22 protein-coding genes are annotated in these 23,692 nt (G+C 56.2%); 10 read left to right on the top strand and 12 right to left on the bottom strand.

Going from position 1 to position 23,692, the window contains the following annotated elements:
- Window positions 1–73: 73 nt before the first annotated feature.
- The 6 genes from BJF95_RS05095 to BJF95_RS05070 all read left to right on the top strand — a co-directional run bounded on the left by BJF95_RS05095 (window position 74) and on the right by BJF95_RS05070 (window position 4,604).
- The gene (locus tag BJF95_RS05095) at window positions 74–307 is read left to right on the top strand and encodes a BrnA antitoxin family protein (protein WP_075638369.1); all 234 of its coding nucleotides are present in this window, start codon (window positions 74–76) and stop codon (window positions 305–307) included.
- A gap of 275 nt (window positions 308–582) precedes the next feature.
- Window positions 583–1,266, top strand: coding sequence for an amino acid ABC transporter permease (locus tag BJF95_RS05090; protein WP_075638368.1), 684 nt, complete (start codon window positions 583–585; stop codon window positions 1,264–1,266).
- Between the two features lie 10 nt (window positions 1,267–1,276).
- Window positions 1,277–1,927, top strand: coding sequence for an amino acid ABC transporter permease (locus BJF95_RS05085; protein WP_075638367.1), 651 nt, complete (start codon window positions 1,277–1,279; stop codon window positions 1,925–1,927).
- On the top strand, window positions 1,911–2,639 hold the full coding sequence (locus BJF95_RS05080; RefSeq protein WP_075638366.1) for an amino acid ABC transporter ATP-binding protein: 729 nt from the start codon (window positions 1,911–1,913) through the stop codon (window positions 2,637–2,639). Before BJF95_RS05085 ends, BJF95_RS05080 begins: the two co-directional genes overlap by 17 nt.
- 35 nt (window positions 2,640–2,674) lie before the next feature.
- A complete protein-coding gene (locus BJF95_RS05075) occupies window positions 2,675–3,463 on the top strand; it encodes a transporter substrate-binding domain-containing protein (RefSeq protein ID WP_075638365.1) in 789 nt (262 codons plus the stop codon).
- A 130-nt stretch (window positions 3,464–3,593) separates the two neighbouring features.
- Window positions 3,594–4,604, top strand: coding sequence for a zinc-binding alcohol dehydrogenase family protein (locus tag BJF95_RS05070; RefSeq protein ID WP_075638364.1), 1,011 nt, complete (start codon window positions 3,594–3,596; stop codon window positions 4,602–4,604).
- An 8-nt stretch (window positions 4,605–4,612) separates the two neighbouring features.
- Here the strand turns inward: BJF95_RS05070 and recQ are convergent, their stop codons facing one another.
- Together recQ and BJF95_RS05060 are read right to left on the bottom strand one after the other, a co-directional pair.
- The gene (gene recQ / locus BJF95_RS05065; RefSeq protein ID WP_139317412.1) at window positions 4,613–6,478 is read right to left on the bottom strand and encodes a DNA helicase RecQ; all 1,866 of its coding nucleotides are present in this window, start codon (window positions 6,476–6,478) and stop codon (window positions 4,613–4,615) included.
- A gap of 104 nt (window positions 6,479–6,582) precedes the next feature.
- Window positions 6,583–7,275 (bottom strand): GntR family transcriptional regulator, encoded by a 693-nt coding sequence (locus tag BJF95_RS05060; RefSeq protein WP_075638362.1) that lies wholly within the window; start codon window positions 7,273–7,275, stop codon window positions 6,583–6,585.
- Between the two features lie 217 nt (window positions 7,276–7,492).
- Between BJF95_RS05060 and BJF95_RS05055 the strand changes: the two genes are divergently transcribed.
- From BJF95_RS05055 to BJF95_RS05045, 3 genes are all read left to right on the top strand, one after another.
- Complete coding sequence (locus tag BJF95_RS05055) at window positions 7,493–8,845, top strand: glutamine synthetase family protein (RefSeq protein WP_075638361.1); 1,353 nt, start codon at window positions 7,493–7,495, stop codon at window positions 8,843–8,845.
- The gene (locus tag BJF95_RS05050) at window positions 8,845–10,158 is read left to right on the top strand and encodes an NAD(P)/FAD-dependent oxidoreductase (protein WP_425348674.1); all 1,314 of its coding nucleotides are present in this window, start codon (window positions 8,845–8,847) and stop codon (window positions 10,156–10,158) included. Before BJF95_RS05055 ends, BJF95_RS05050 begins: the two co-directional genes overlap by 1 nt.
- Window positions 10,159–10,291: 133 nt before the next feature.
- Window positions 10,292–11,992: a tannase/feruloyl esterase family alpha/beta hydrolase gene (locus tag BJF95_RS05045; RefSeq protein ID WP_210187722.1), complete on the top strand. Its 1,701-nt coding sequence runs from the start codon at window positions 10,292–10,294 to the stop codon at window positions 11,990–11,992.
- A gap of 20 nt (window positions 11,993–12,012) precedes the next feature.
- On the opposite strand, the gene BJF95_RS05040 is transcribed toward BJF95_RS05045, so the two are convergent.
- The 10 genes from BJF95_RS05040 to BJF95_RS04995 all read right to left on the bottom strand — a co-directional run bounded on the left by BJF95_RS05040 (window position 12,013) and on the right by BJF95_RS04995 (window position 22,061).
- Window positions 12,013–12,702, bottom strand: coding sequence for a phosphoribosyltransferase (locus tag BJF95_RS05040; RefSeq protein WP_075638359.1), 690 nt, complete (start codon window positions 12,700–12,702; stop codon window positions 12,013–12,015).
- Window positions 12,689–13,867, bottom strand: a complete 1,179-nt coding sequence (locus tag BJF95_RS05035) for a M20 aminoacylase family protein (RefSeq protein ID WP_075638358.1) — start codon at window positions 13,865–13,867, stop codon at window positions 12,689–12,691. The genes BJF95_RS05040 and BJF95_RS05035 overlap by 14 nt, the downstream gene beginning before the upstream one ends.
- Window positions 13,868–13,876: 9 nt before the next feature.
- Complete coding sequence (locus tag BJF95_RS05030) at window positions 13,877–15,658, bottom strand: adenine deaminase (RefSeq protein WP_075638357.1); 1,782 nt, start codon at window positions 15,656–15,658, stop codon at window positions 13,877–13,879.
- Window positions 15,655–16,581 (bottom strand): nucleoside hydrolase, encoded by a 927-nt coding sequence (locus BJF95_RS05025; protein WP_075638356.1) that lies wholly within the window; start codon window positions 16,579–16,581, stop codon window positions 15,655–15,657. Before BJF95_RS05025 ends, BJF95_RS05030 begins: the two co-directional genes overlap by 4 nt.
- An 11-nt stretch (window positions 16,582–16,592) precedes the next feature.
- A complete protein-coding gene (locus BJF95_RS05020) occupies window positions 16,593–17,615 on the bottom strand; it encodes an ABC transporter ATP-binding protein (protein WP_075638355.1) in 1,023 nt (340 codons plus the stop codon).
- Entirely contained in the window at window positions 17,608–18,399 is a 792-nt protein-coding gene (locus BJF95_RS05015; protein ID WP_075638354.1) for an ABC transporter permease, read from the bottom strand. The genes BJF95_RS05020 and BJF95_RS05015 overlap by 8 nt, the downstream gene beginning before the upstream one ends.
- Entirely contained in the window at window positions 18,396–19,223 is an 828-nt protein-coding gene (locus tag BJF95_RS05010; RefSeq protein ID WP_075638353.1) for an ABC transporter permease, read from the bottom strand. The genes BJF95_RS05015 and BJF95_RS05010 overlap by 4 nt, the downstream gene beginning before the upstream one ends.
- Before the next feature lie 125 nt (window positions 19,224–19,348).
- Complete coding sequence (locus BJF95_RS05005; protein WP_075638403.1) at window positions 19,349–20,365, bottom strand: ABC transporter substrate-binding protein; 1,017 nt, start codon at window positions 20,363–20,365, stop codon at window positions 19,349–19,351.
- A gap of 18 nt (window positions 20,366–20,383) precedes the next feature.
- Window positions 20,384–21,412 carry a LacI family DNA-binding transcriptional regulator gene (locus BJF95_RS05000; RefSeq protein ID WP_075638352.1) on the bottom strand — a complete coding sequence of 343 codons (1,029 nt, stop codon included), beginning with the start codon at window positions 21,410–21,412 and terminating at the stop codon, window positions 20,384–20,386.
- 100 nt (window positions 21,413–21,512) lie between these two features.
- On the bottom strand, window positions 21,513–22,061 hold the full coding sequence (locus BJF95_RS04995) for a cupin domain-containing protein (protein ID WP_075638351.1): 549 nt from the start codon (window positions 22,059–22,061) through the stop codon (window positions 21,513–21,515).
- Between the two features lie 141 nt (window positions 22,062–22,202).
- Here BJF95_RS04995 and aptA point away from each other — a divergent pair, with 141 nt between their 5' ends.
- The gene (aptA, locus tag BJF95_RS04990; RefSeq protein ID WP_075638402.1) at window positions 22,203–23,537 is read left to right on the top strand and encodes an omega-aminotransferase AptA; all 1,335 of its coding nucleotides are present in this window, start codon (window positions 22,203–22,205) and stop codon (window positions 23,535–23,537) included.
- Window positions 23,538–23,692 lie beyond the last annotated feature (155 nt).

The following is a 23,692-nucleotide window of genomic DNA, read 5'->3' as shown; positions in this document are numbered from 1 at the left end:
GGTACAGAGTCCTTTGCGTCTGATAAACGCAGCGCTCTGTCACATCTGCTCTCACACGATGAAGGATCGGAATATGGCACAGACACCTCGGCGACCCGTCAACCCAATGGATGCGGCAGAAGCCTTGTTTAAGCCTGCCAAAAAGGCAGCCGCGCCAGCGGTGGAAAGGCCTGCTATTCCCAATGCCAAGGAAACAGTCTCCATTCGGATCGATAGCGATGTGCTCGCGCATTTTCAAGAAGACGGAGCGGGCTGGCAAGAGCGTATCAATGATGCTCTGCGCGCCACCATGAAGGCCACATCCTGATTTCAGGACGACGGAGCGGGCCTTGTCCGATAACGCCCGTATTTCGTTGCGCCCTCTGAGTCTGATGGTCAGAGAGTTGCATCGGGCTGTTTTTTCTCTTTGATTTTTTTCGATAAAAAACAAATTGCTTTCACTTTGGATGTCTTTTATCCAAAAAGAACAAAACCAGCTTGTTTGAAGGAGGAGATCATGCGAGCAGGAACGGGATGTTTTACGCACATATGCGCAAATGGCGCGATGAGCATGGGTGCAAAAGCCGCGCTGGCTAGCAGCCTATGAGCTATACGTTTGATTTTGCGTCACTTTTACCCTATTGGCCAGAGTTTTTGCAAGGGGCCTGGCTCACGTTGAAGCTTTCGGTTCTGGCCACCATGTTTGGCTTTCTGCTTGGCATGTTTTGCGCCATCGCCCGTGCGGATGGTGCACCCTGGTTGAAAAAACTGGTTGCTCTCTATGTTGAGATTATCCGCAACACCCCGCTTCTGGTGCAGATTTTTCTCGTCTATTTCGGCTTTGCCTCGCTTGGCGTGAAAGTGTCAGCCAATACGGCGGCGGTTGCGGCATTGGTGGTCAATGTCGGTGCCTATACCTGCGAGATCGTGCGGGCGGGTCTTGAATCCATTCACGCATCCCAGGTGGAGGCGGCCGAATGTCTGGGTCTGACAAAGACGCAGATCTATTGGCACGTCATTGTGCGGCCTGCGATTGAACGGGTCTATCCGGCCCTGACCAGCCAATATGTGCTGCTCATGCTGGCATCCTCTATCACATCGCAAATCTCGGCTGAAGAATTGACGGCGGTTGCCAACCGTATCCAGTCCGACACCTTCCGTTCGTTTGAAACCTATATCGTCACCGGCCTGCTTTATATCGTGCTGTCCTTTGTGGTGCGGTTTGCTCTTTATCTGTTTGGTCTGGTGCTGTTTCCGCGTCGCCGCAAACTTGCAACAGCAATTTAGAGGTGCGGCGATGTCATTCAGTCTGACCCATCTCGAATTTATTGCGTTTGGTGCCTTGTGGACCATTGGTCTTTCAGCAATCGCATTTGTTGGCGGCTCTATTCTCGGTTTCTTGCTGGCGCTGGCGCGCATCAGTCCCAGCGTATTTCTTCGCACCCTTGCCAGTGGTTACATTCAGATCGTGCAAGGCACGCCGCTGCTGGTGACGTTGTTTTTGATCTATTTCGGCCTTGCCATCATTGGGCTTGATCGACTTCCTGCCTTGTTTGCCGCAGGCACCGGATTGGTGATTTATGCCTCCGCCTTTTTGGCCGAGATCTGGCGCGGGTGCTTGCAATCGGTGCCGAAGACCCAGTGGGAGGCCGCCGAATGTCTGGCGCTCACCCGTTGGCAGCGCATGACACGGGTGATCTTGCCGCAGGCCATGCGGATTGCCACAGCCCCCACCGTTGGGTTTCTGGTGCAGATTGTCAAAAACACCTCGCTTGCTTCCGTGGTGGGTTTTGTCGAGTTGGCGCAGGCTGGAAAGCTGGTCAACAACTCGATTTTCGAGCCCTTCAAGGTGTTTATCATCGTTGCCTGCTTCTATTTCGCCATTTGCTACCCACTCTCGGCCTGGAGCCGAAGCCTGGAAAGGAAACTCAATGTCGGCCGTCGTTAGTCTGACCAACGTCCACAAGAGCTTTGGCGCTATTGAAGTGTTGAAGGGCGTGTCCTTTGAGGTGATGCCCGGCGAAGTCACGGCGGTGATTGGCGCATCCGGCTCCGGAAAATCGACGGCGCTGCGCTGTATCAATGCGCTGGAAAAGATCAACAGTGGCGAAATCATCGTCTGTGGCCACAAGATTCATGATGAGAAGCTGGAGCGGCGCATGCTGCGCCAAGATGTCGGCATTGTGTTTCAAAGCTACAATCTGTTTCCGCATCTCACTGTTGCGCAAAACATCATGCTGGCTCCCACCTGTGTGAAGGGGCTTCGCAAAGCGCAGGCGAGAACATTGGCCGAAATGGTCTTGGCCCAAGTGGGGCTGGCTGAAAAGGCCGATGATTATCCCGAGCAGCTTTCAGGCGGCCAGCAGCAGCGCGTTGCCATTGCCCGCTCACTGGCCATGCAGCCCAAGCTGATGCTGTTTGATGAGGTGACCTCGGCGCTTGATCCGCATTTGACCGGCGAAGTGCTGCGGGTGATGGAAGATCTCGCCCGTGGCGGCATGAGCATGATCCTTGTGACCCACGAAATGGCCTTTGCCCGCAAGGTGGCCAATAAAGTGGTGTTCATGCATCACGGCAAAGTCTGGGAGGTTGGACCGGGCGCGATGCTGGATGATCCCCAAACACCAGAGCTAAAGGCATTTCTCAGCAACGGCTTGTGAGCTGGCAGACACGAAATTTATGGAGGAGGAAAAGCATGAAACGTAGAAACTTGATGAAGAGTGCCGTGGTTCTGGCCTTGTTGTCGGCCATCCCCGGCATTGCCTGTGCCGATGCGCTGGCAGACATCAAATCCCGTGGCACGTTGCGCGCGGCCATTGATCTCGGCTCGCCGCCATTTGGCATGGCAGATGCCAATATGCAGCCATCTGGCTCGGAAGTGGAGAGTGCGCGTCTGCTGGCAGCCCATCTTGGCGTCAAGCTGGAGATTGTCGAAGTTACCAGCCCGAACCGCATTCCGTTTTTGCTGACCAATAAGGCGGATATTGTCATTGCATCCTTGTCGATCACCCCGGATCGTCAGAAGGTGATCGATTTTGCCGATCCGCACGGGGTTATCCAGATCATTGTTGCAGCCCCCAAGGCGGTGAAAATTTCCAGCCTTGAAGACCTCGTGGGCAAGGATATTGCCACCACGCGCGGCTCCACCAACGACAAGGAAGCGACAACGCAGGCCAAGGGTGCCACCATTGTGCGTTATGACGACGACGCCACGCTGGTGACGGCGCTGGTGTCAGGCCAGAACAATATCATGATCTCTGCTCCCCAGATCATGAATGCGGTGAATGAACGTCGCAAGGCTGATCCCCTGGAAACCAAAATGGTACTCAAAGTGAACCCCTATGCCGTTGGTCTGCGCAAGGGTGAGGATGGGTTGAAGGCGGCCATCAATGAATGGGTTCACGCCGATCTGAAAGATGGCAAACTCAATGCCATCTACAAGAAATACAACAACATAGATCTGCCTGCGGACATGTTGAAATAAACCAAATCGACCGTTGCCTCACTGCAGACCGCGAGGATTGTCTGCGGTGAGGCACTGGATTGTTGTTTTTACATCGAACCAATATCGTCTGGTGGCATGGACGGCTGGACGTCAGAGCGGAGAAAGCATCATGAAAGCACTTCTGTGCGAAGAACCTGGCCAGTTGAAACTTGTTTCGCGTTCCGCGCCTGTGCGGGGTGAGGGCGAGGTGCTGGTGCGCATTCGCTACGTTGGTATTTGCGGCACGGATTTTCATATTTTCGCGGGCAAGCATCCGTTTTTGGAATATCCGCGGGTGATGGGCCATGAGCTTTCGGGCATTGTGGAAGAGGCTCCTGCCGATAGCGCGCTGAAAGCCGGGGATCCCGTCTATATCGTGCCATACCTGTCTTGCGGTCATTGCCACGCCTGCAACAAGGGCCTCACCAACGCCTGCTACAACATTCAGGTTTTGGGTGTGCATTGCGATGGCGGCATGGCGGAATATGTGTCAGTGCCGCAAGCCAATGTGGTGCCCACCGGTAATATCCCGCTGGAAGATGCGGCGATGATCGAGTTTTTGGCCATTGGTGCCCATGGCATCAAGCGCGGCAATGTCACGGCGTCAGATCGGGTGCTGATCACCGGTTCCGGCCCGATTGGCATGTCGGCAATTATCTTTGCAAAAGCCCGTGGCGCGCATGTGACGGTGATGGATACGCGGCAGGACCGGTTGCGTTTTGCCGTTGATCAGCTTGGTGCCGATGCCATTTTGATGGCTGACGAGCATGCCGAGGAAGAGGCGCAGCACCTGACCGAAGGCAATGGCTTTGACGTGGTGGTGGATGCCACTGGCAATGCTACCCCGATGCAGCGCGGCTTTAACTTCCTAGCCCATGGTGCGCGCTATGTGCTGCTCAGCGTCGTGCGGCAGGATATTACCTTTTCTGACCCAGATTTCCACAAGCGTGAAATCACCCTCTATGCCAGCCGCAACGCCCAGCCGGATGATTTCGCCGAAGTTGTGCGGCAAATGGAGGCAGGCAAAGTGCCAACGCGGGCGCTCAACACCCATCGGGGCCGTTTGGACGATGCTGTTACCTTGCTGCCGGAATGGTCAAAGCCGGAAGCCGGCGTGATCAAGGCTATTCTGGAGGTCTGATCATTCCGTCACGATGCATCTTGATGGTCATGGATAACCTCTAAAAATGCATCGCCATAGCGTTCCAGTTTGGATTGCCCGACACCGGAAATGCCGAGCAAGTCTTTGCTGTTCATTGGCCGCTCAGTGGCAAAGGCCACGAGCGTGGTGTCGGGAAAAACCACATAGGGCGGAATGGCCAGCTCTTTGGCAATGCTCATGCGCTTTGCGCGCAGCGCCTCAAACAAGGCCATATCGGTCTCGGAAAGTGCGGATTTGGCATTGGCAGAGCTGGGTGATGCGCCGCGCGACGCCTTGCCCTTGGTGGGGCGGTCTTTGCGAAAGCGCACCTCGCGCTCGCGCTTGAACACAGTGCGGGCCTCTTCGGACAGCGTCAGGGCACCATAGGCCTCGTGATTGACCGTGATGAGGCCTGCGGCCAGCAATTGCCGATAGACGGATTGCCAGGTTTTCACCGGCAAATCCTTGCCAGCGCCAAACACCGGCATATCGCTATGGCCAAAGCGGATGGTGCGCTCATTTTCATTGCCCATCAACACGTCGATCAAATGCCCCGCACCAAAGCGCTGACCGGTGCGATAAATGGCGGCAAGCGCCTTGATGGCAGCCTCCGTGCCATCCCATGTTTCAACGGGCTTCAGGCAGGTATCGCAATTGCCACAGGCTCCGGCATGGGCTTCGCCGAAATGGGCCAGAATGGATTGCCTGCGGCAGCCGGGGGTTTCGCAAATCGCCAAAAGCGCATTCAGCTTGGCGCGTTCCACACGCTTGACATCATTGCTGGAATTGCCCTCGTCAATCATGCGCCCGCGCTGGATCACGTCGGCCATACCATAGGCCATCCACACTTCTGATGGCAGCCCGTCGCGGCCAGCACGGCCGGTTTCCTGATAATAGGCCTCAACGGAGCCTGGCAAATCCAAATGCGCCACATAGCGCACATTGGGCTTGTCAATGCCCATGCCAAAGGCAACGGTTGCCACAAGGCAGAGGTTCTCTTCGCGCAAAAAGGCATCCTGATTGCGATCGCGCAGCGCGCGCTCCATGCCCGCATGATAGGGCAGGGCATAGATGCCTTGTGCGTTCAGCCATTCGGCAGTGTCTTCCACTTTCGCCCGCGACAGGCAATAGACAATGCCGCTGGAACCTTTGTGGCGCGACAAGAAGCGCAAAAGCTGCTGGCGCGGCTGGTCGCGCTCCACAATCTCATAGGCAATGTTGGGCCGGTCAAACGAGGTGGTGAAGACCTCCGCATTGTGAAGGGCGAGCTTGTCGATAATATCATCACGGGTGTGCGGATCGGCGGTGGCGGTGAGCGCTATGCGCGGCACGCCGGGATAGTGATCGGCAAGCTGCCCAAGCTCGCGATATTCCGGGCGAAAATCATGGCCCCATTGCGAAACGCAATGGGCTTCATCAATAGCAAACAGCGCAATTCTGGCATTGCCCATCACCTCCTTGAAGGCGGGGGTGACAATACGTTCTGGCGTGACATACAAAAGATCAAGCGCCCCATCGGCAATGGCGCGGCGCACCTCGACAAACTCTTCGCGGGTGAGGGAGGAATTCAGGGCCGCCGCTCGCACTCCCAATTGCTTCAGCGCCTGCACCTGATCGCGCATCAAGGCAATCAACGGCGACACGACAATGCCAACACCCTCCCGGCACAGGGCCGGAATTTGAAAGCAGAGCGATTTGCCTGCTCCCGTTGGAAACAGCACCACCGCATCACCACCGGACACCACGTGTCCAATGACATCGGCCTGTTTGCCGCGAAAGGACGGATAACCATAGATCTTTTGCAAAACTTCGAGCGGATTGGTCAATGTCCCGTTTTCAAACAGGGAATCGAGGCTGTTGTCCGTTTGCCGCATGCGAGTGCTTTCCATAAAAGCTGAAGCTCCATTCTTTGCTACATAATCTCTTAAATCGGTGCCGATTGAAGGTGTTATGCGCGATTGAATTTTGAAGCGATAATTTAAGCGGACATCCGCAGCAGATTGACGATCGCCTCGCGGTCAAAGCCGCCAATGCCTTCGCGAATGTCGGCATGGATCGCTTGCGCAACGGCCACTTCGTCGCGTTTTCGCAGGGCTGCAATAGCCTCCTGGTGCCGGTCGACCCGATAAAGCTCGGCGACATGCTCCATTGCGATGCGCAGAAACGGTCCCAGTTGCAGCCAAACGCTCTCCACCATGGGCATGATCATCTGCTCGGGGTGGGCCTGATAGATCGTACGGTGAAAAGCATGGTTGAGAACCAGAGCGCCGACATTGTCATTGTTCAAGATGGCCTCGTCCTGCGCTTTATCAAGGGCAACAAGCTCGTCGATCTGCCTCTCGGTGATATGGGCCACCGCCCGCCGCGCGGCATGTTGCTCAAGGGTTGAGCGCAGCGCAATCAATTCGCCGAGGCGCTCAGGCGTCATATGTGGCACTACGATGCGTCTGTTATCGAGAACCTTCAAGGCTCCTTCAGAGCTCAGTTGTCGCAGGGCCTCGCGCACCGGCGTGGGGCTGATGTCCATGGCATCGGCTATGCCGCGGATGGTCAGCGCTTCGCCCGGACGAATATCGCCGACCATGATGGTCTTGCGCAGCCGCCGGTAAGCAAATTCGCGCGTGGTCATGCCTGCTGTTTGCTCAAGGGTCATCATAAATGGCTTGCTCATGGCAGTCTCGATGCGGGTTGTATGGTTTGCAGGCTTTATCAGGTGCCGAGTGCCCTTGGTAAAGTCTCGCATTTTGTTTGTGTGTCTATGCGGAAAAGTCGGGTACCACTTTTCCCAAGCGCACTCTAGCAACTTGACGGCTTCATGAATAGAAGCCATAGTCGATCAATGTGATCACAAATTTTCTTTTGTGATATTCATTTGACAGGAGTTTCCCATGCCTTCGAATATCGAGGCGATCGGCAGTGCCATTGATGTGTCTGCAATTGATAGTGTGCAGGCCGTTGTCTGTGATTTGAACGGTATTTTGCGCGGTAAGCGCGTGCCGGTTAATCAGATCGAGAAGGTTCTCAGCGGGGGCATTCGCATGCCGCTGTCCATCGTGGGCGTTGATATCTGGGGCGAGGATATTGTCGGTAGCTCCCATGTGTTTGCCAATGGTGATATTGACGGCATCTGTGCATCCACCGGGCGCGGTGCCTTGCCGGTGGGCTGGACGCTGAAGCCCAGCGCCGTTGTGCCGCTGTGGTTGGTGAAGGAAGATGGCACGCCCTTTCTGGCCGATCCCCGGCAGGCGCTGGCCTCGATTGTGCGGCAATATCATGAGCTGGGCTTGAAGCCGGTGGTGGCTTCCGAGATGGAGTTTTATCTCGTCGATCCTGAGCCAGACCATGCCGAGCCGCCGATTTCGCCCTATACCGGCAAGCGATTGGACTCGGACGCGATCCTTTCTATCGATGAGCTTGATGATTTTGGTGAGTTTTTCTCAGACGTTTATGCCGAATGCAAACGCCAGAACGTGCCTGCTGATTCCGCGGTTGCCGAAAACGGCATCGGCCAGTTTGAAATCAATCTGATCCATTCCAGCGATCCGCTGAAAGCAGCCGATGATGCCCTGTTTTTGAAGCGCATCGTCAAGGGCGTTGCCCGCAAGCACAGGCTGGCAGCCACCTTTATGGCCAAGCCTTATGGCGGGCGCTCTGGCAGCGGCATGCATATGCATTTCAGCATTATTGATGCCGATGGCAACAATATCTTTGACGATGGCACCGCTGAAGGCTCTGACGTGATGAAGCATGCTGTTGCAGGTCTTTTGCGCGGCATGGAAGAAACCACGCTGCTGTTTGCGCCGCATTTCAACTCGTACCGCCGTCTGCGACCCGATACCCATGCGCCGACCAGAATTTCCTGGGGCTATGAAAACCGCACCGCTGCCATCCGTATTCCCGGCGGCAAAAGCTCGGCCCGGCGTATTGAACATCGCGTGGCGGGCGCGGATGCTAATCCTTATCTGGTGATGGCCGCAATTTTGGGTGCGGCGCTGGTGGGCATTCGCAACAAATGGATGCCCGCCGAGCCAACCTCGGGCCGCGCCTATCAGGGCAAGGGCGCGAGCATTCCAAGTGAATGGGGTGCTGCGGTGACCGCCTTTGAAAATGGCTCGATTGTGCCGGAAATTTTCGACGCGGAGCTTCGCGCCATGTTGATTGCCTGCAAACGTCAGGAAATTGCTGGTTTTGCTGAACAAGTGACCGATTTTGAATTCGGTGCCTATCTGGAAATTGTATGATGAGCGCACAAAAAACATCCTATGCTGGAAACGGCACCTATCCCGACAGTTATTATGCGGCCTCGCGCAATATCGTGCGAAACCCGAAGGTGTTGGAAGGCGAGGTTGTTGCGGACGTGGCGGTGCTTGGCGCTGGCTATTCCGGCCTTTCCACGGCCATTCACCTGGCTGAAAAGGGCTATAAGGTCGTCATCGTTGAAGGAGCCAACATTGGTTGGGGCGCATCGGGCCGCAACGGCGGGCAAGTGGTCAACGGTCTGAACGCCAGCCTCGATACCATCACGCGACGCTACGGCAAGGAGGCCGGGGCGTTTGTGGGCAGCCTCATTCAGGAAGGCGGCAAGACCATCCGCCGCCTTGTCAGCCAGTATGATATTCAGTGCGACTTGAAGCCCGGCAATGTCTATGCCGCCTACACGGCTGCGCATATGAAAGAACTGGAGCATAAAAAAGCGCTGTGGAAATCCCACGGCATGGACGATCATCAACTGCTCGACAAAGAGATGATCCGAAAACTGGTCAACACCGACGCCTATGTTGGCGGCATGCTGGACACCACAGGTGGACATCTGCATCCGCTCAATCTTGCTCTTGGCGAGGCGGCTGCATTTGAAAGTCTGGGCGGCGTGATTTATGAGCAATCACCGGCGGTCAGGGTCAATCATGAGGCGGAAAAGCCGTCTATCATCACGGCCAAGGGCCGGGTGATTGCCAATACCGTTGTGCTGTGCGGCAATGCCTATCTAGGCCATGTGGTGCCCAAACTGGTGTCGCGCGTCATGCCGGTTTCCACCCAGATGATGGCCACCGAGCCTTTGGGCGAGGAGCGGGCCAGAGCGCTAATTCCAAGCGATATGTGCGTTGAAGATGTGCGCTATATTCTGGATTATTTCCGCCTGTCTGCTGACAATCGCCTGATTTTTGGCGGCGGCACAGTCTATGGCGGCACAGATGCGGCCGATGTGCGGGCCAAATTGCGACCCAATCTGGAAAAAGTGTTTCCGCAAATGAAGGGCGTGAAGATTGACTATGCCTGGAACGGCAATTTTGCCCTGTCCTTCTCGCGAGTGCCGCAGATGGGCCGCATTGGCAAAAACACCTATTTTGCTCATGGTTATAGCGGCCATGGCGTAACCGGATCGCATCTGTTTGGCAAGATCCTGAGTGAAGTGATCAGCGGTGCGGATTCCAGCCGGTTCGATCAATTTGCCAAATTGCCGTGGATTCCCTTCCCCGGTGGTCGCATGTTCAGGGCACAATATTCTACGATTGGGTCGTGGTGGTACCAGTTCAAGGATGCCTTTGGTCTTTGAAGGGTGCAGTTAATAAGTGTTGCATACTAATCCAAATCGTTCTTTAGTGTGAAATTGAAGATTGCTCGTCGGGAGAACGAGCAATCGACATTCACGATGAACGTGAGGGATTTGGGTGAGGAGGACCCGGAGTATGAAACCACTGACTGCATTTCATCTCGGCAATCTCATTGTCGCCGCTGCCATCATGGGTTCCGGCACAACTGCCATGGCGGCGGGCAAAATGGCCTGTGTTGAGTTGGGCCGCACCGCATTTGATATTCCGGGCCTCAAAATTGAATCAACCAAAACCGTCTCTCTTGGTGATATAATCGACAAAAGAGACAAATCGCCCATCAATCATTGTGTTCTGCGCGGCCAGATTGGGGCTCATACGGGTGTCGATGGAAAACCATACGCCATTTCCTTCGAGGTGCGTTTGCCCGATGAATGGAACGGTGATTTTGTGCATCAGTTCAATGGTGGCAGCGACGGTTTTGTCGTGCCGGCTCTGGGGCAGGTTATGGGGGGTGATCGCACGCAAACGGCGCTTGGACGCGGTTTTGCTGTTGTCTCCAGCGATTCCGGTCATGATGCAATGGCCGATAAGGATGCGGGGCTTGCCACGGGAACGCTCTTTGGATTGGACCCGCAAGCACGGCGTGATTATGGTTACAGCGCCATTGAGACCTTGAATCCTGCGGCTTTGAAAATTGTTGAGACCTATTATGGCAAGCCTGTGCGGTTTCGCTATGGTATTGGCAGCTCAAACGGCGGTCGCCATGCACTTGTTGAGGCTTCGCGCATGCCCGGTGCGTTTAATGGGCTTTTGGTTGGTTATCCCGGTTATCATCTGCCAAAGGCGGCCATTCAACATGCATGGGATGTGCAGGCGATGAAGCCGATCACCGGCGATATTCGCACCGCTTTTACGCCAGCCGCCATGAATGTCTTGAAAAAAGGAATTCTGGCCAGCTGCGACGCGCTGGATGGGCTGAAAGATGGCTTTGTGGCCGACAGTGTGGCCTGCCAGCAAAAATTTGATATTGCTAAATTGGAATGCAAGTCCGGACAAGCGGATGATTGCCTGAGTGCAGCCCAGATCAAGGCGCTCTCCACCATGGAAAAGGGGCCGCACAACAGCAAAGGCGAGCAGCTCTATAGTTCTTGGATATGGGACACTGGCATGGCATCCAGCAATTGGCGCGCATGGAAGCTGGACGGCGGAAAAGCAGCCGATGGCACCCTCGCCATGCCTCGCATTGTGGCGTTGGGCGGGCCGTCTCTGGCCTATGTATTCATGACACCGCCGGTGAAAATCGGTGGCAGCGTAGATGAGGTTGAGAATTTCCTGCTGCATTTCAACTTCGATACGGACGCACCGAAAATCTTTGATAAAACAGCGGACTATCCCGAATCCTCCTATGACTTCATGGTGCCGCCCGGCGCAGACAATCCTGATCTCTCCGCTTTTCGCGATGCGGGTGGGAAGATGATTGTGTTCCACGGCAACAGCGACCCCGTGTTCTCAGTGGTGGATACGATTGCCTGGTACAAAAAGCTGGATGCCAACAACGGCGGCAAGGCCAAAAACTTCGCCCGCTTCTATGAAGTGCCCGGTATGCCGCATGGTGCAGGGGGTCCATCGACCGATGATTTTGATATGTTTGCGGCTCTGGTCGATTGGGTTGAAAAGGGTCAGGCACCGGAAGCCATTGTTGCAGGCGTCACGGCAGGTAACAAGGACGGTCAGGAAACCCTTGGCGATGTGAAGCGCAAGCTTTGCCCCTATCCACAGGTGGCGCGCTATACGGGTTCCGATCCAAAGTCGGCCGATAGCTTTACCTGCCAATAACAACTATCTGGTGGGCGTAGCTATTCCGCTATGCTCACCGGCTTAAATCCATCCGGGTGTCGCTCCAGCATAGGGGTTGCAAAGCAGCCTTCAACAATCTCTGGCAGGCCCGGCGCGAAGGCTTCAAGCGAAGGTTTCCAGCGATCTGATTGCAGCATGGCGGCTCCAATCACCACGGGGGTTATGCCGCGCGATTGCAGCAGTGTGAGAGCGGCCTTGATGGAGGTGCCGCTGGAGATAACATCGTCAATCAAGGCGACGCGCGCGCTTTCAATCATGGGCAGCATGCGCGGATCGATATAGAGCCGTTTGATCTGATCCGGGGTGGTGATCGATGACAGAGGCACGGAGAGGGCGTCCTCATACCAGAACTTGCGCGAAGTGCCGAGCGGCACATAGCGGCCATGGCCGAGCTTTTTGGCCACTTCTGAGGCCAGTGTGAGGCCCAGCGTTGGCAGGCCAATCACCACATCTGGCGCGTAAGCGCGCAGTCGTGTTGCCAAACCCTCCGCCAAGGCATCAACAACCGCAAAACTGGCCTGATTGATAATCAGCGAGGCCAGAGCGTGGCGGCCATCGGACAGCGGGCGGATTGGCAGTTGCACTTGCCGCCCATCCGTCAATGTCGCGGGGAAAAAGCGCTCATGGGCAACGTCACATGCAAAACTGCCGGGTGGGTGCAAGATCTGCCAAAAATCATGGGGTTGCATTGTGATCCTCTGATCCTGTTGGCAATTCGCGCTCGACCAATCGTGTCCAGAAACGAACGCCGGATTTAATCGCATCATCGTTGAAATCATAGGCGGTGTTGTGATGCAGCGCGCCATCGACCGCCGGGCCATTGCCCAGCCAGACATAACAGCCGGGGACTTCACCTGCGAAAAACGCAAAATCATCCCCAGCCGTTGAGGGCGGAAATGTGGTTAGGACTTTATCGCCAAACACGTCTTTTGCCGCCTTGAGTGCGCGGGCGGTGGTGCCTTGATGGTTGATCACCGGCGGAATGCGGCGAATGAAGTGATAATCTGCCGCTATGCCAAACATGCTGGCCGTGCCATGGGCAAGGCGGCCAACTTCTTCTTCCAGCTGGTTGCGAACCTCCGCGCTATAGGCGCGCGCCGTGCCGCCAATCTCGACCATATCGGGAATGACATTCAATGCCTTGGGATCACCTGCCTGCACCGAGCAGGCGCTGACCACGGCGGGCTGAAGCGGATCAACCACCCGGCCAACAATGGTTTGCAGAGCAGAGAGAAACGTGCCCATGGCAGTGATGGGATCGCGGCCCAGATGCGGTTTTGCGCCATGGGTGCCGGTGCCGCGAAAGGTGACGCGCCAGCTATCGGACGAGGCCAGTTGCGGGCCTTCCACCACCGCCATTTCATCGGTATCAAGGCCGGGCATATTGTGCAGCCCATAGACGGCATCGCAGGGAAAAAGCCGAAACAGGCCATCCTCCACCATGCGCTTTGCGCCACCACGCCCTTCTTCGGCGGGCTGAAAGATGAAATGCACCGTGCCGGAAAAATTGCGTGCTTTGGCAAGCTTGCGAGCTGCCCCGATCAGCAAGGTCGTGTGGCCATCATGGCCACAGGCATGCATTTTGCCCTCATATTTTGATTTATAGGGGCGATCGGCCATTTCCGGCATCGCCAGCGCGTCCATATCGGCGCGAAGGCCAATTGTGCGTGTCCCGGTGCCCACTTTCAGGGTGCCGACCACGCCTGTGCCGCCCAAGCCGCGATGTACGGAAAGGCTAGCCTCTTCGAGCAGCTTTGCGACAATGCCCGCCGTGCGCTCCTCTTCAAACCCCAGTTCGGGGTGGGCGTGCAGATCTTGGCGAAGGGCGGTGAGAAAGGCGATGTCATCTGTCATCGGGCGATCCTATTCTATGATGTCAAGAACTGGCGATGCCAGCACCGTCCCAGTGAGCACATCGGCAATGCCAAGATCGGTTTGGTGCGGTCCCGCATTGCAGGCAAGCGTTGCGCCAAAGCAGGCCTTGAAAATCAGATAGGGCGGCTGCCAATCAACAATGTTATCCATGCTGGCGCGAAGGGCGGCAAAGCCATCGGCCACCTCGGCCAACGGCGCTTCAGACACCAGACCGGAAATCGGCAAGGGCAAAAGCACCTGCACCACACCGCCAGAGGCAGATGCCATGCCGCCACCCGCCGCAATCACGGCATTGGCAGCCACCGCCATATCCTCTTCATTACCGCCAAAAACAGTGAGGTTATGGCTGTCATGGGAAACGGTGGTGGCAAATGCGCCATTCCAGGTGCCCCATTCGCGCAAATATCCCACTTTGGGCGCGCTGCTGGAAAGCCCATGCCGGTGGGCAACCGCGATCAAAGTGGCCCCCTCCGGGGGGATAACGAAGCCGTTGATCACGTCCGTCTCTGCCTCGCCCCAGCGGGTAAAACGGGGACGGTCAATGGTTGCCACCCGCACACGCTCGCCTTCGGAGCGAACACGAAAATCCTCTGGCGCGAGGGAGGTAATTTTCATTGAATCGGTAAAGGAACCTGCAGAAATCTGTCTGGAGCTTTGGTCAAGTTTTCCATATTTCGCCACTGTTGCTCCACTGACCAACACATATTGCGCTTGAAAATCCACCAGATTGTCAAAAATCACCAGATCGGCGCGGCGGCCTGCGGCAATCAGGCCAAGATCATCGCGGCCAAGACGCCGCGCGGCATTGAGGGTTGCTGCCTGCAAGGCCCATTCGGCTTTCAGGCCGTATCGGGTTAAGCGCCGCACCACATCATCCAACCCGCCCGCGTTGTTGAGATCATCGGGAAAGACATCGTCTGTGCAGAGTATGACGGTTTGCGGCAAATGGCCCAAGTGGTTGAGGGCGGCTACAAACTCCGGCAAAAGATGGTCGTGGGAGCCGCGAAGCTCGATGGAGAGGCCAGCCCGCAGTTTTTCCATCAGGTCATCGCTAGATACCAGCTCATGGTCTGAGCTGACACCGGCGGTCATAAAGGCCATAAGGTCAGAGCCGGTGAGGCTGCGGGCATGGCCGCAGACCGGCTTGCCGGATGCAAGACCAGCGTGGACAATGGCGCTCATGCGCACATCACCTTCAATCACGCCACGCATGTTCATCACCTCGGCAATGCCGCCCATCTCTGGCCGCTTGAGAAGATCACGGATAATGGTGGCATCAAAATCCGCCCCCGCTTGCTCCAAGCCCGGTGCCGATGGCACACAAGATGGGGCCAGCACAATGAAGCGTAAAGGAAGATCGCGGGTGGCAGCAATGGCCCAATCGACACCTGGCACACCATGCACATTGCCAAACTCATGCGGGTCCCAGACCACGGTGGTCACGCCGCGCGCCACCACGGCTCCCGCATAGGTGGCAGGCGTTATCATCGAGCTTTCCACATGCATATGCGTGTCGATAAGGCCGGGGCTGATAAAACCGCCCTTCGCGTCAAGGATGTCTATGGCATCGGTACGTGACCCCGGCTGATGCACGGAGGCAATCAGTGGCCCAACAAGGCCAATATCGGCGGCGCGCTGCTCGCCGGTGACCATATCCACCACTATGCCATTGACGATCAATTGATCAAAGGCAGCAGCACCTCTGGCTGCCGCTGTAGCGCGAAGCCGCAAGGCGGGATCGGCAAGATCGAAGGGCTCAGGATGGGTCATGGCTTTGCCGCCTCGGTTTTCAGGGCATCCAAAATGATGCAACGGATGGCGTTTGCATTGCAGTCCGCAGCATAAGCGGCGTTGAATGCGGCGTGGCTCGCACGTGTTTCCACCACGGTTCGCCCACGTGTCAGGGTGCCGGAAAGTTCGACCCCGATAAACGCGGGTTCAAAAGTGACAAGATCGGGACGGAGAAACGCAACAGCGGCTGCCGGATCATAAAGCGCCATTTGGTCGCGGCCACGCGAGACGGCGATGTTGATAAAACCTGCGGTGAGATCAGCCAAAAGGGCTGCATTTTTGCCCATTGCTGCGCGGATGGGGGCAGCATCCTCCATGCTGGCGGTGATTTTGCGACAAAAATCGAGATCGACCATTTTAAAAGGAAGATTATGGGCAAGCGCAATTGCCAATGCTTCCGCATCGGCCAGCGCGTTAAACTCCGCCGATGCGGTGTGATTGCCACGGGTCAGCCCACCGCCCATCCAGACCAGCTCATCAATTTTTGCGGCCAGATCGGGCCGCGCCAGCGCAAGGGCGGCAATATTGCTTAAAGGTCCGAGCGCCAAAATACGCTTTGTCTCATCATCTCGGCTCAGCCAATCACATAGGGCGTTAAAAGCATTGCTTTGTGGCAAGTCAGCAGCCTCTGGCAGGCTCAGCCCCATGGTTGGAATGCCGGTTTCACCCAAAATTGCGGTTGCTGTCTCAAGCTTTGCCAGCACCGGCTTTTCGCGGCCCGTATGGATGGGGCATGTCCAGCCAAATGCTTTTGCAGCTCCCGCAGCATTGCGACGCACCTGTGCTAGGGGCGCATTGCCAAAGCACAGCGAGATACCATCAATTGTTGTGCCGTGATGCATCACCGCCAAAATGGCGGCAATGTCATCAAAGCCCATGTCAGTATCAATCCAAACACCCATGGTCTGCCCCTCTATTGGCGCGATAAGATAGCGGCATTTTGGATTGGCAGATCAAACACCAGCTCCTCGCCCAGACGATAGGCGGGCAAAGCCGCATCGGCCTCAGCCTTCACCGTGCCAAATGCGGTTTCCAACACATATTCGCGGGTGCCGCCCGCAAAGGAGACGCCGCGCACCGTGCCGCGCAAATTGCCCTGACCGAGCACAACGGCGCGGGGGCGAAAGGCAAGCCCTGCCGCATCGGGCAAGGGGCCATCAATCGGCAGCGTTGCAGTGTCTGAATGCAACCTTCCATCGCGAATGGAATAGATGTTTTCAAAACCGACGAAATCGGCAACGAAATGTGAAACAGGTGCGTTGTAAATCTCTTCCGGTGTGCCAATCTGCTCAATGGCACCTTTGCGCATCACCACGATGCGGTCGGCAAGCGCCAAGGCTTCGGCTTGGTCATGGGTGACGAAAATCATGGTGACGCCGGTTTCTTTTTGCACACGCTGGAGTTCGGTGCGCATATCAAGCCGCAGGCGGGCATCAAGGTTGGACAAAGGCTCATCCAGCAACAGCACTTTTGGCTCCATCACCATGGAGCGGGCCAGCGCCACCCGCTGTTGTTGGCCGCCGGACAGCTCTGGCGGTTTGCGCGCCGCATAATCCATCAGACCCACAGATTTAAGCCCGCTCTCCACCCGATTGCGCAGATCTGCACCCTTGATGCCCTTGAGCTTGAGGCCAAAGGCAACATTGTCGAACACGGTCAGATGCGGAAACAGCGCATAGGATTGGAACATCAGGCCAATGTGCCGCTTGTTGGTAGCAACGCGGGTAATATCAACGCCATCGAGGCGGATGGTGCCTCCGCTTGGAGCCAAAAGGCCGGCGATTGCCCGCATGGTTGTGGTTTTGCCGCAGCCGGATGGGCCAAGCAGGGCCACCAGCTCGCCCTTGCCAATGGTGAGGTCAAGGCTTTCAACGGCTGTGGTGTTGCCGTAGCGCAGCGTCAGTTTTTCGAGAGAAAGGGCGGTTGCATCAGACATAGCGGGAAAATCCAAGGAAGCGTTCGGCAAGAAGGACTATGCCCATGGAGAGAAAGGCAAGCAGGGAGGACAAGGCGGCAATGGAAGGATCAAACACGATTTCCATATAGCCCAGCATATCAACGGGAAGGGTTCTCACCCCTGGACCAGACAAAAACAGTGACACCGGCACCTGATTGAAACTGGTGACAAAACCGAGAATGAAGGCCGAGAGAATGCCGCCGCGAATATTGGGCAGCACCACACGAAAGAAGGCACCAAGGCGGGAGCAGCCCAAAAGCACCGCCGCTTCTTCCATATCAGAGCGCAGATTGCCAAGGCTTGCCGACACCACCCGCACCGCATAGGGCAAGACCAAAGCCGTGTGGGCCAAAAACAGCGCCAGCGTGATTGGCATGCCAATCGGCACGACAAAATAGCGCAACAGCGCAAGACCGACGATGATGCCCGGCACAATCACCGGTGCCGAGACAATGGTGCGTACGGTTTCCGCAAATGGCAGGCGGTAACGCGACATGGCGTAAGAGGCGGGAACACCCAGCATCAGCGCCACCAGCGTGCCGCCAATCGCCAGGATCATTGAGGTGACAAAGCTTTGGCGAAAGCTTTCCACGGTGAAGACCTTGAATATCCACTTGAGTGACAGGCCTTGTGGCGGAAAGGCCAGCGTATCACCCGCCGAGAACGAGGCGGCAACAATGATCAGAAAAGGGCCGATCAAAAAGGCAATCACCAGCCATAAAATCAGGCTCGATGGGGTGAGCGAAAAGCGCAACTGTCTCATGCGTGGGCCTTTGCTGTTGCGATGCGTTTGAGCAGCAGGTTGGCGGCAAAGCTCATGGCCACCAGCACAAGGGCGATGACACTGGCCGAGACGAAATCATTGGCAACGGTGACGCGCTGATAGAGCAGGGTTTCCAGCATCAGCACTTTTGAGCCACCCAAAATGGCAGGGGTGATATAGGCGGTGAGTGAGCCGGTGAACACTAGTGTGCCGCCAATCACCAAACCTTCCTTGGTCAGCGGCAAAATCACCTTCCAGAAGATTTGAAACCAATTGGCCCCCAGCACGCGAGCGGCAGGCACAACATCCTTTGGCAGGTTTTCCAAAGCACTGATCAGCGAAATAATCATCAGCGGCAAAAACAGCTGCAACAGGCCAATGAACACAGCGGTTTCCGTGAATAGAATGCGGGCTGGACTGTCGAGAATGCCAAGCCCTTGAAGGGCTTGATTAATAATGCCAGTACGGCCCAAAATCACAATCCATGCATAGGTGCGCGCCACCGGCGAGATCATCATCGGCAGCATCACCAGACCAATCATTCGGCCTTTGGAGCCCGCCGGCATCGATACAATGGCGTAAGCTGCGGCATAGCCAAGAATGGCAGCAACGGCGGTTACCTCCAATCCCAGCTTCAGTGTGCGCCAGAAAACCGTGCGGTTCAGGGTTTCGGAAAAGAAGCTGGTGTAGGCCGCGAGACTCCAGCCGGTGCCAGTTTGGAAGCTTTCCGACAAAAGAAGAATGACCGGAACCAGAAAAACAAGACCTGCAAAAAGGGCGGCGGGCAGGGCCAGCATCAGAGCTTCAGTGCGGTTTTGAAACATGGGTGGTCCTTCTGATCATCATACAGGGCACGGGCTTTTGAGGCGTTGTGAAGCCCCTCCCCACAATGGGGAGGGGGTCTTTTCGAGTGTCATGACACATCAAAAAACGCGCAGCGTTTAAGCTCTTATTGCCCAACCTTGGCGTTCCATTCCTTCAACCAGGCATCTCTGTTGTCGAGAGCGACGCTTGATGGAATGAGCTTCAGGCTTTTGGCGGTGTCTTCGCCATAGGTGATGTTGTTGGCCACCGCATCAGAGACCTTCACCTCCTTGTTGGCGGGGCTATCCACCAGCTTTTCGGCCAGTTTGGTCTGCACCTCGGTGGAGAGCCAGAAATCCATGAATTGCAGGGCGAGATCCTGATGTTTTGAGCCTTTGGTCAGCACCATCACATTCATGCCGCCGGTCTGGCCTTCCTTGGGCGTGGCCCAGCCCAGCGGCAAATCCAGCTTGGTAAAGGGAGCCCAGGAGAAACGGCCAATCGGGGCGGCCCAAATTTCTTCTTGCTGCATCAATTGCACCAGCTGCGAGGATTTGACGTAGAAAGTGACGATGTCGTCTTTCTTTTCACCAAGGGCGGCAATGGCAGCCTTCAGGTCCGGGCTATCCTTGCCCAAGGCCTTGCCCAGCATGTAGAGCGCTGGCGGTCCCTGATTGGTGGTGATGTTTGGAAAGGCCACATGCGATGCATATTCCGGCTTGAGCAGATCGGCCCAGGAATTGATCTTCATCTTGTCCGTACGATAGACAATGGAGGTGGCGTAAAAGGTATAGCCAACACTCATGCCATCACCATTGGGGTCTTTGGCAATGTCATAAAGCTTGTTGAAGTTTGACAGCTTCGAGGTGTCGATCTTGTCAATCAAGCCAGCGCGGCTGGCCTGCAAGGCATCGGCCATGGAAACAACGGCCATATCCACCACCGGGCTTGCCTTGTTGGTTTCCATCTTTGCCAGGCGCTCAACGCTGTTGCCGGTTTCCACCACCAGCTTGCAGCCGCATTTTTGCTCAAACGGGGTGTAAACAATGTCCTTGAACTCGTCTTGGGCAAAGGCATAGACCGAAATTGTCAGGGTCTTTTCCTCGGCTTGCGCCGTGCTTGCTAGCAGAGCCAAGACGGATGCACTCAAAGCTGTTTTCAGCATGTTCCTGTTCCTCTTTTATGGTGATGGGCTGATGATGGATGGTGCGGGGCCGCAGGTCTGGCGGACAATCAGCGACATGGGAATGCGGGCATTTTCGCCAATGTCGTCACCGGATTTGCCATCAATGGTGCGGATAAGCGAGGCGATGGCAATATCGGCAATGCGGGGCATGTCCATGCGCACTGTGGTCATGGCAGGCGTAATGGCGGACGCCCAAAACAGATCGTCAAAGCCAATGATGGTGGCCTCTTCGGGCACACGAATATTGGCCCGATGCAGTTCTGTCATGGCCCGCAGTGCGTGGAGATCGGACACGGCGGCAAAAGCGGTGGTGCCCCGCGTAAATGCCTCGGCAAGTCCCAAAAGGGCACCTATGCCATGCTGGGCCTCGTGTTGCTCGATCCAGAGAACCTCAATCGAGGCAGCTCCTGCAAGTGATGCACGAATGCCGCCAATGCGGTCATTCTGTACGTTGGATGCGGGGTTATTGCCAATCAGCAGGATTTTTCGATGGCCAAGTGCTGCAAGATGCGCACCCACAAGCCCACCACCCTGCCAGTGATCGGCTGATACGGTATTGCCCGGCGTTGAAGGACTATCAATCACCGCAAAGGGAATATCCATCGACGCAATGCGGGTTCCGCGCCTTGGTACGATGATCAACCCATCAACGCCGCGTTCAATCAACCGGTTGATGGCTTCCGTTTGCAAACTGACATCGCCACGGGAGTCGGCAATCAAGATGCCGTAACCGCTCGCACTTGCGGCCCGCTCAATGGCTTGGGCAATTTGCGGAAACAGCGGACTGGCAATATCGGGCAGCACCAGACCAAGCACGCCGCTTTTGCCGGTGCGCAAAGCCCGCGCCGCCTGGCTGGGCACATAGCCCATGGTCTCGGCCATTTCGCGAATGCGCGGCACAAGGCTTGCCGAGACCCGACCCTTGCCGGAAAGCGCATTGGACACCGTGGCCACAGACACGCCAAGGGCGCGGGCAATATCGCCAAGATTGGGCGTCTGCTTCGGGTTTGGCGTGGCGGACATGGCAGGGCGCTTTGATTAAACGATTAATCACACTTGAATACGGCAGAGTCGGCGCTGATGTCAACGCACGAGCCTCGCGAAAAATGACGGGTGTTTGATTTTAAAAACTCGGTGGCGTGCAGGCGCTGATCACTTCACAGGGCACGGGGCCCACACAGCGAAAACGGTGGGGCCGTCGGCTTTCAAAATAATAGGCGTCGCCGGGGCCGAGGATGCGGCGCTCGTCATCCACCGTCACTTCCAGCCGACCGGATAGCACAATGCCGCCTTCCTCACCTTCGTGGGTGAGAAGAACCTTGCCGGTATCGGCCCCCGGCTGATAGCATTCCTTCAAGATTTGCAGGCTGCGGCCAAACAGATTGTCGCCGATCTGCCGATAGGACAGGCCACCCTTGCCGATTTCGGTCAGCTCGTCAGCCCGATAGAAGGCTTTGTTGGGCTTGTCTGGCTCAAAGGCGAAAAACTCGGCAAGGCCAATCGGGATGCCATCGAGAATGCGCTTCAAGGCCCCCACGGACGGATTGGATGCATTGGACTCGATCAGCGAAATGGTCGAATTGGTCACGCCAACCCGCTTTGCCAACTGCCTTTGGGACAGGTTGTTGCGTATGCGTAAGTAACGCAACCTGTTGCCAATATCGACTGTCATGGCGCATCCGTTTCTGTTGTTCGAAATATCGCAAACATAGACACACCAGTTCTTAAATTTCAATGGATTAAGAATATCAAGAAAAGGACTTGTTCAGAAAATAAAATCATGGCGGTGATAGCCGCAGACAAGGAGATTCCCATGACCGATCATGCCAAACCGAATGCGCCGGGCCTCGACAGCTTCTGGATGCCATTTACCGCCAATCGCCAGTTCAAAGCCGCACCGCGCATGCTCGCCAGTGCCGAGGGCATGCATTACACGTCTGTTGACGGTCGCACCGTGCTCGATGGCACCGCAGGTCTTTGGTGTGTCAACGCGGGCCACGGTCGCCGCCAGATTTCGTCTGCCGTTGAAAAGCAGCTGATGACGCTGGATTTTGCCCCAACCTTCCAGATGGGCCATCCGATTGCCTTTGAATTTGCTGAGCGTTTGGCCGAGATTGCCCCCGGTGACGGCGAGAACAAGCTCGATCGCATTTTCTTCACGGGCTCTGGCTCTGAATCGGTCGATACGGCGCTGAAGATTGCCATTGCTTACCAGCGCTCGATTGGTCAGGGCACCCGCACCCGTCTGATTGGTCGCGAACGCGGCTATCACGGCGTGGGTTTCGGCGGCATTTCGGTTGGCGGTCTGGTCAACAATCGTCGCGTGTTCCCGCAGATCCCGGCGGATCATTTGCGCCATACGTTTGATCTGGAGCGCAATGCCTACGTCAAGGGCCAGCCGGAATATGGTATGGAATTGGCGGATGATCTGGAACGCATGGTAGCGCTGCATGGTGCTGAAACCATTGCGGCCTGCATTGTTGAGCCTGTGGCAGGCTCCACCGGTGTTTTGCCTCCACCAAAAGGCTATCTGGAGCGCCTGCTCGCCATTTGCAGCAAGCACGGCATCCTGTTGATTTTCGATGAAGTCATCACCGGCTTTGGCCGTCTCGGCAGCCCATTTGCCGCCAATTATTTCAACATTACCCCAGACCTGATCACCACGGCCAAGGGCATCACCAATGGCTCCATCCCCATGGGTGCGGTGTTTGCGGCGCGTAAAGTGCATGATGCCTTGATGCATGGTCCTGACGGGCAGATCGAGCTGTTCCACGGCTATACCTATTCCGGCCATCCGACAGCCTGTGCGGCCGGTATTGCCACGCTGGATATTTACCGCGACGAATCCTTGCTGACCCGCGCAGCTGACGTGCAGGATGCCTGGCATGATGCGATCCATTCGCTGAAGGGCGTTCCCCACATCATCGATATTCGCACCATTGGCCTGATTGCCGGTATTGAACTCAGCACCCGCAACGGCGAAGTGGGCAAGCGCGCCTATGACGTTTTTGTCGATTGCTTTGAAAAAGGCCTGCTGATCCGCGTGACCGGCGACATCATCGCTCTTTCGCCACCGCTGATTATCGAAAAGTCTCAGATCAGCGATATCGTCTCCATCCTCGGCGACGCGCTGAAGCGCGTGGCTTAACGCCAAAACGCCAACCCTCATGGCCGCAACCCGGCCATGAGGGTTTTCACGTATGCGCTCACAATCGGCCTAATGTGGCTTTGCTCTGCCAAAATTGATCTATGTCATGTTCCGAAAGGCCGCAGCCGTTAAAAAGGCACTGTAAATCCACGTAT

The organism is Rhizobium oryziradicis (assembly GCF_001939045.1).
Lineage (GTDB): Bacteria > Pseudomonadota > Alphaproteobacteria > Rhizobiales > Rhizobiaceae > Allorhizobium > Allorhizobium oryziradicis.
Note: the sequence above shows the minus strand (reverse complement) of the source record. Positions and strands in the feature narration are given on the sequence as shown.

What these genes read in the sequence shown, in the direction of transcription:
- BJF95_RS05075 (WP_075638365.1), top strand. Translation starts at nt 2,675, where the DNA reads ATGAAACGTAGAAACTTGATGAAGAGTGCCGTGGTTCTGGCCTTGTTG.
- BJF95_RS05070 (WP_075638364.1), top strand. Translation starts at nt 3,594, where the DNA reads ATGAAAGCACTTCTGTGCGAAGAACCTGGCCAGTTGAAACTTGTTTCG.
- BJF95_RS05040 (WP_075638359.1), bottom strand. Translation starts at nt 12,702, where the DNA reads ATGCAACCCCATGATTTTTGGCAGATCTTGCACCCACCCGGCAGTTTT.
- BJF95_RS05025 (WP_075638356.1), bottom strand. Translation starts at nt 16,581, where the DNA reads ATGGGTGTTTGGATTGATACTGACATGGGCTTTGATGACATTGCCGCC.
- BJF95_RS05095 (WP_075638369.1), top strand. Translation starts at nt 74, where the DNA reads ATGGCACAGACACCTCGGCGACCCGTCAACCCAATGGATGCGGCAGAA.
- BJF95_RS05085 (WP_075638367.1), top strand. Translation starts at nt 1,277, where the DNA reads ATGTCATTCAGTCTGACCCATCTCGAATTTATTGCGTTTGGTGCCTTG.
- BJF95_RS05015 (WP_075638354.1), bottom strand. Translation starts at nt 18,399, where the DNA reads ATGAGACAGTTGCGCTTTTCGCTCACCCCATCGAGCCTGATTTTATGG.
- recQ (WP_139317412.1), bottom strand. Translation starts at nt 6,478, where the DNA reads ATGCGGCAAACGGACAACAGCCTCGATTCCCTGTTTGAAAACGGGACA.
- BJF95_RS05055 (WP_075638361.1), top strand. Translation starts at nt 7,493, where the DNA reads ATGCCTTCGAATATCGAGGCGATCGGCAGTGCCATTGATGTGTCTGCA.
- BJF95_RS05035 (WP_075638358.1), bottom strand. Translation starts at nt 13,867, where the DNA reads ATGACAGATGACATCGCCTTTCTCACCGCCCTTCGCCAAGATCTGCAC.
- BJF95_RS05020 (WP_075638355.1), bottom strand. Translation starts at nt 17,615, where the DNA reads ATGTCTGATGCAACCGCCCTTTCTCTCGAAAAACTGACGCTGCGCTAC.
- BJF95_RS05080 (WP_075638366.1), top strand. Translation starts at nt 1,911, where the DNA reads ATGTCGGCCGTCGTTAGTCTGACCAACGTCCACAAGAGCTTTGGCGCT.
- BJF95_RS05045 (WP_210187722.1), top strand. Translation starts at nt 10,292, where the DNA reads ATGAAACCACTGACTGCATTTCATCTCGGCAATCTCATTGTCGCCGCT.
- BJF95_RS05030 (WP_075638357.1), bottom strand. Translation starts at nt 15,658, where the DNA reads ATGACCCATCCTGAGCCCTTCGATCTTGCCGATCCCGCCTTGCGGCTT.
- BJF95_RS04995 (WP_075638351.1), bottom strand. Translation starts at nt 22,061, where the DNA reads ATGACAGTCGATATTGGCAACAGGTTGCGTTACTTACGCATACGCAAC.
- BJF95_RS05000 (WP_075638352.1), bottom strand. Translation starts at nt 21,412, where the DNA reads ATGTCCGCCACGCCAAACCCGAAGCAGACGCCCAATCTTGGCGATATT.
- BJF95_RS05060 (WP_075638362.1), bottom strand. Translation starts at nt 7,275, where the DNA reads ATGAGCAAGCCATTTATGATGACCCTTGAGCAAACAGCAGGCATGACC.
- aptA (WP_075638402.1), top strand. Translation starts at nt 22,203, where the DNA reads ATGACCGATCATGCCAAACCGAATGCGCCGGGCCTCGACAGCTTCTGG.
- BJF95_RS05010 (WP_075638353.1), bottom strand. Translation starts at nt 19,223, where the DNA reads ATGTTTCAAAACCGCACTGAAGCTCTGATGCTGGCCCTGCCCGCCGCC.
- BJF95_RS05050 (WP_425348674.1), top strand. Translation starts at nt 8,845, where the DNA reads ATGAGCGCACAAAAAACATCCTATGCTGGAAACGGCACCTATCCCGAC.
- BJF95_RS05090 (WP_075638368.1), top strand. Translation starts at nt 583, where the DNA reads ATGAGCTATACGTTTGATTTTGCGTCACTTTTACCCTATTGGCCAGAG.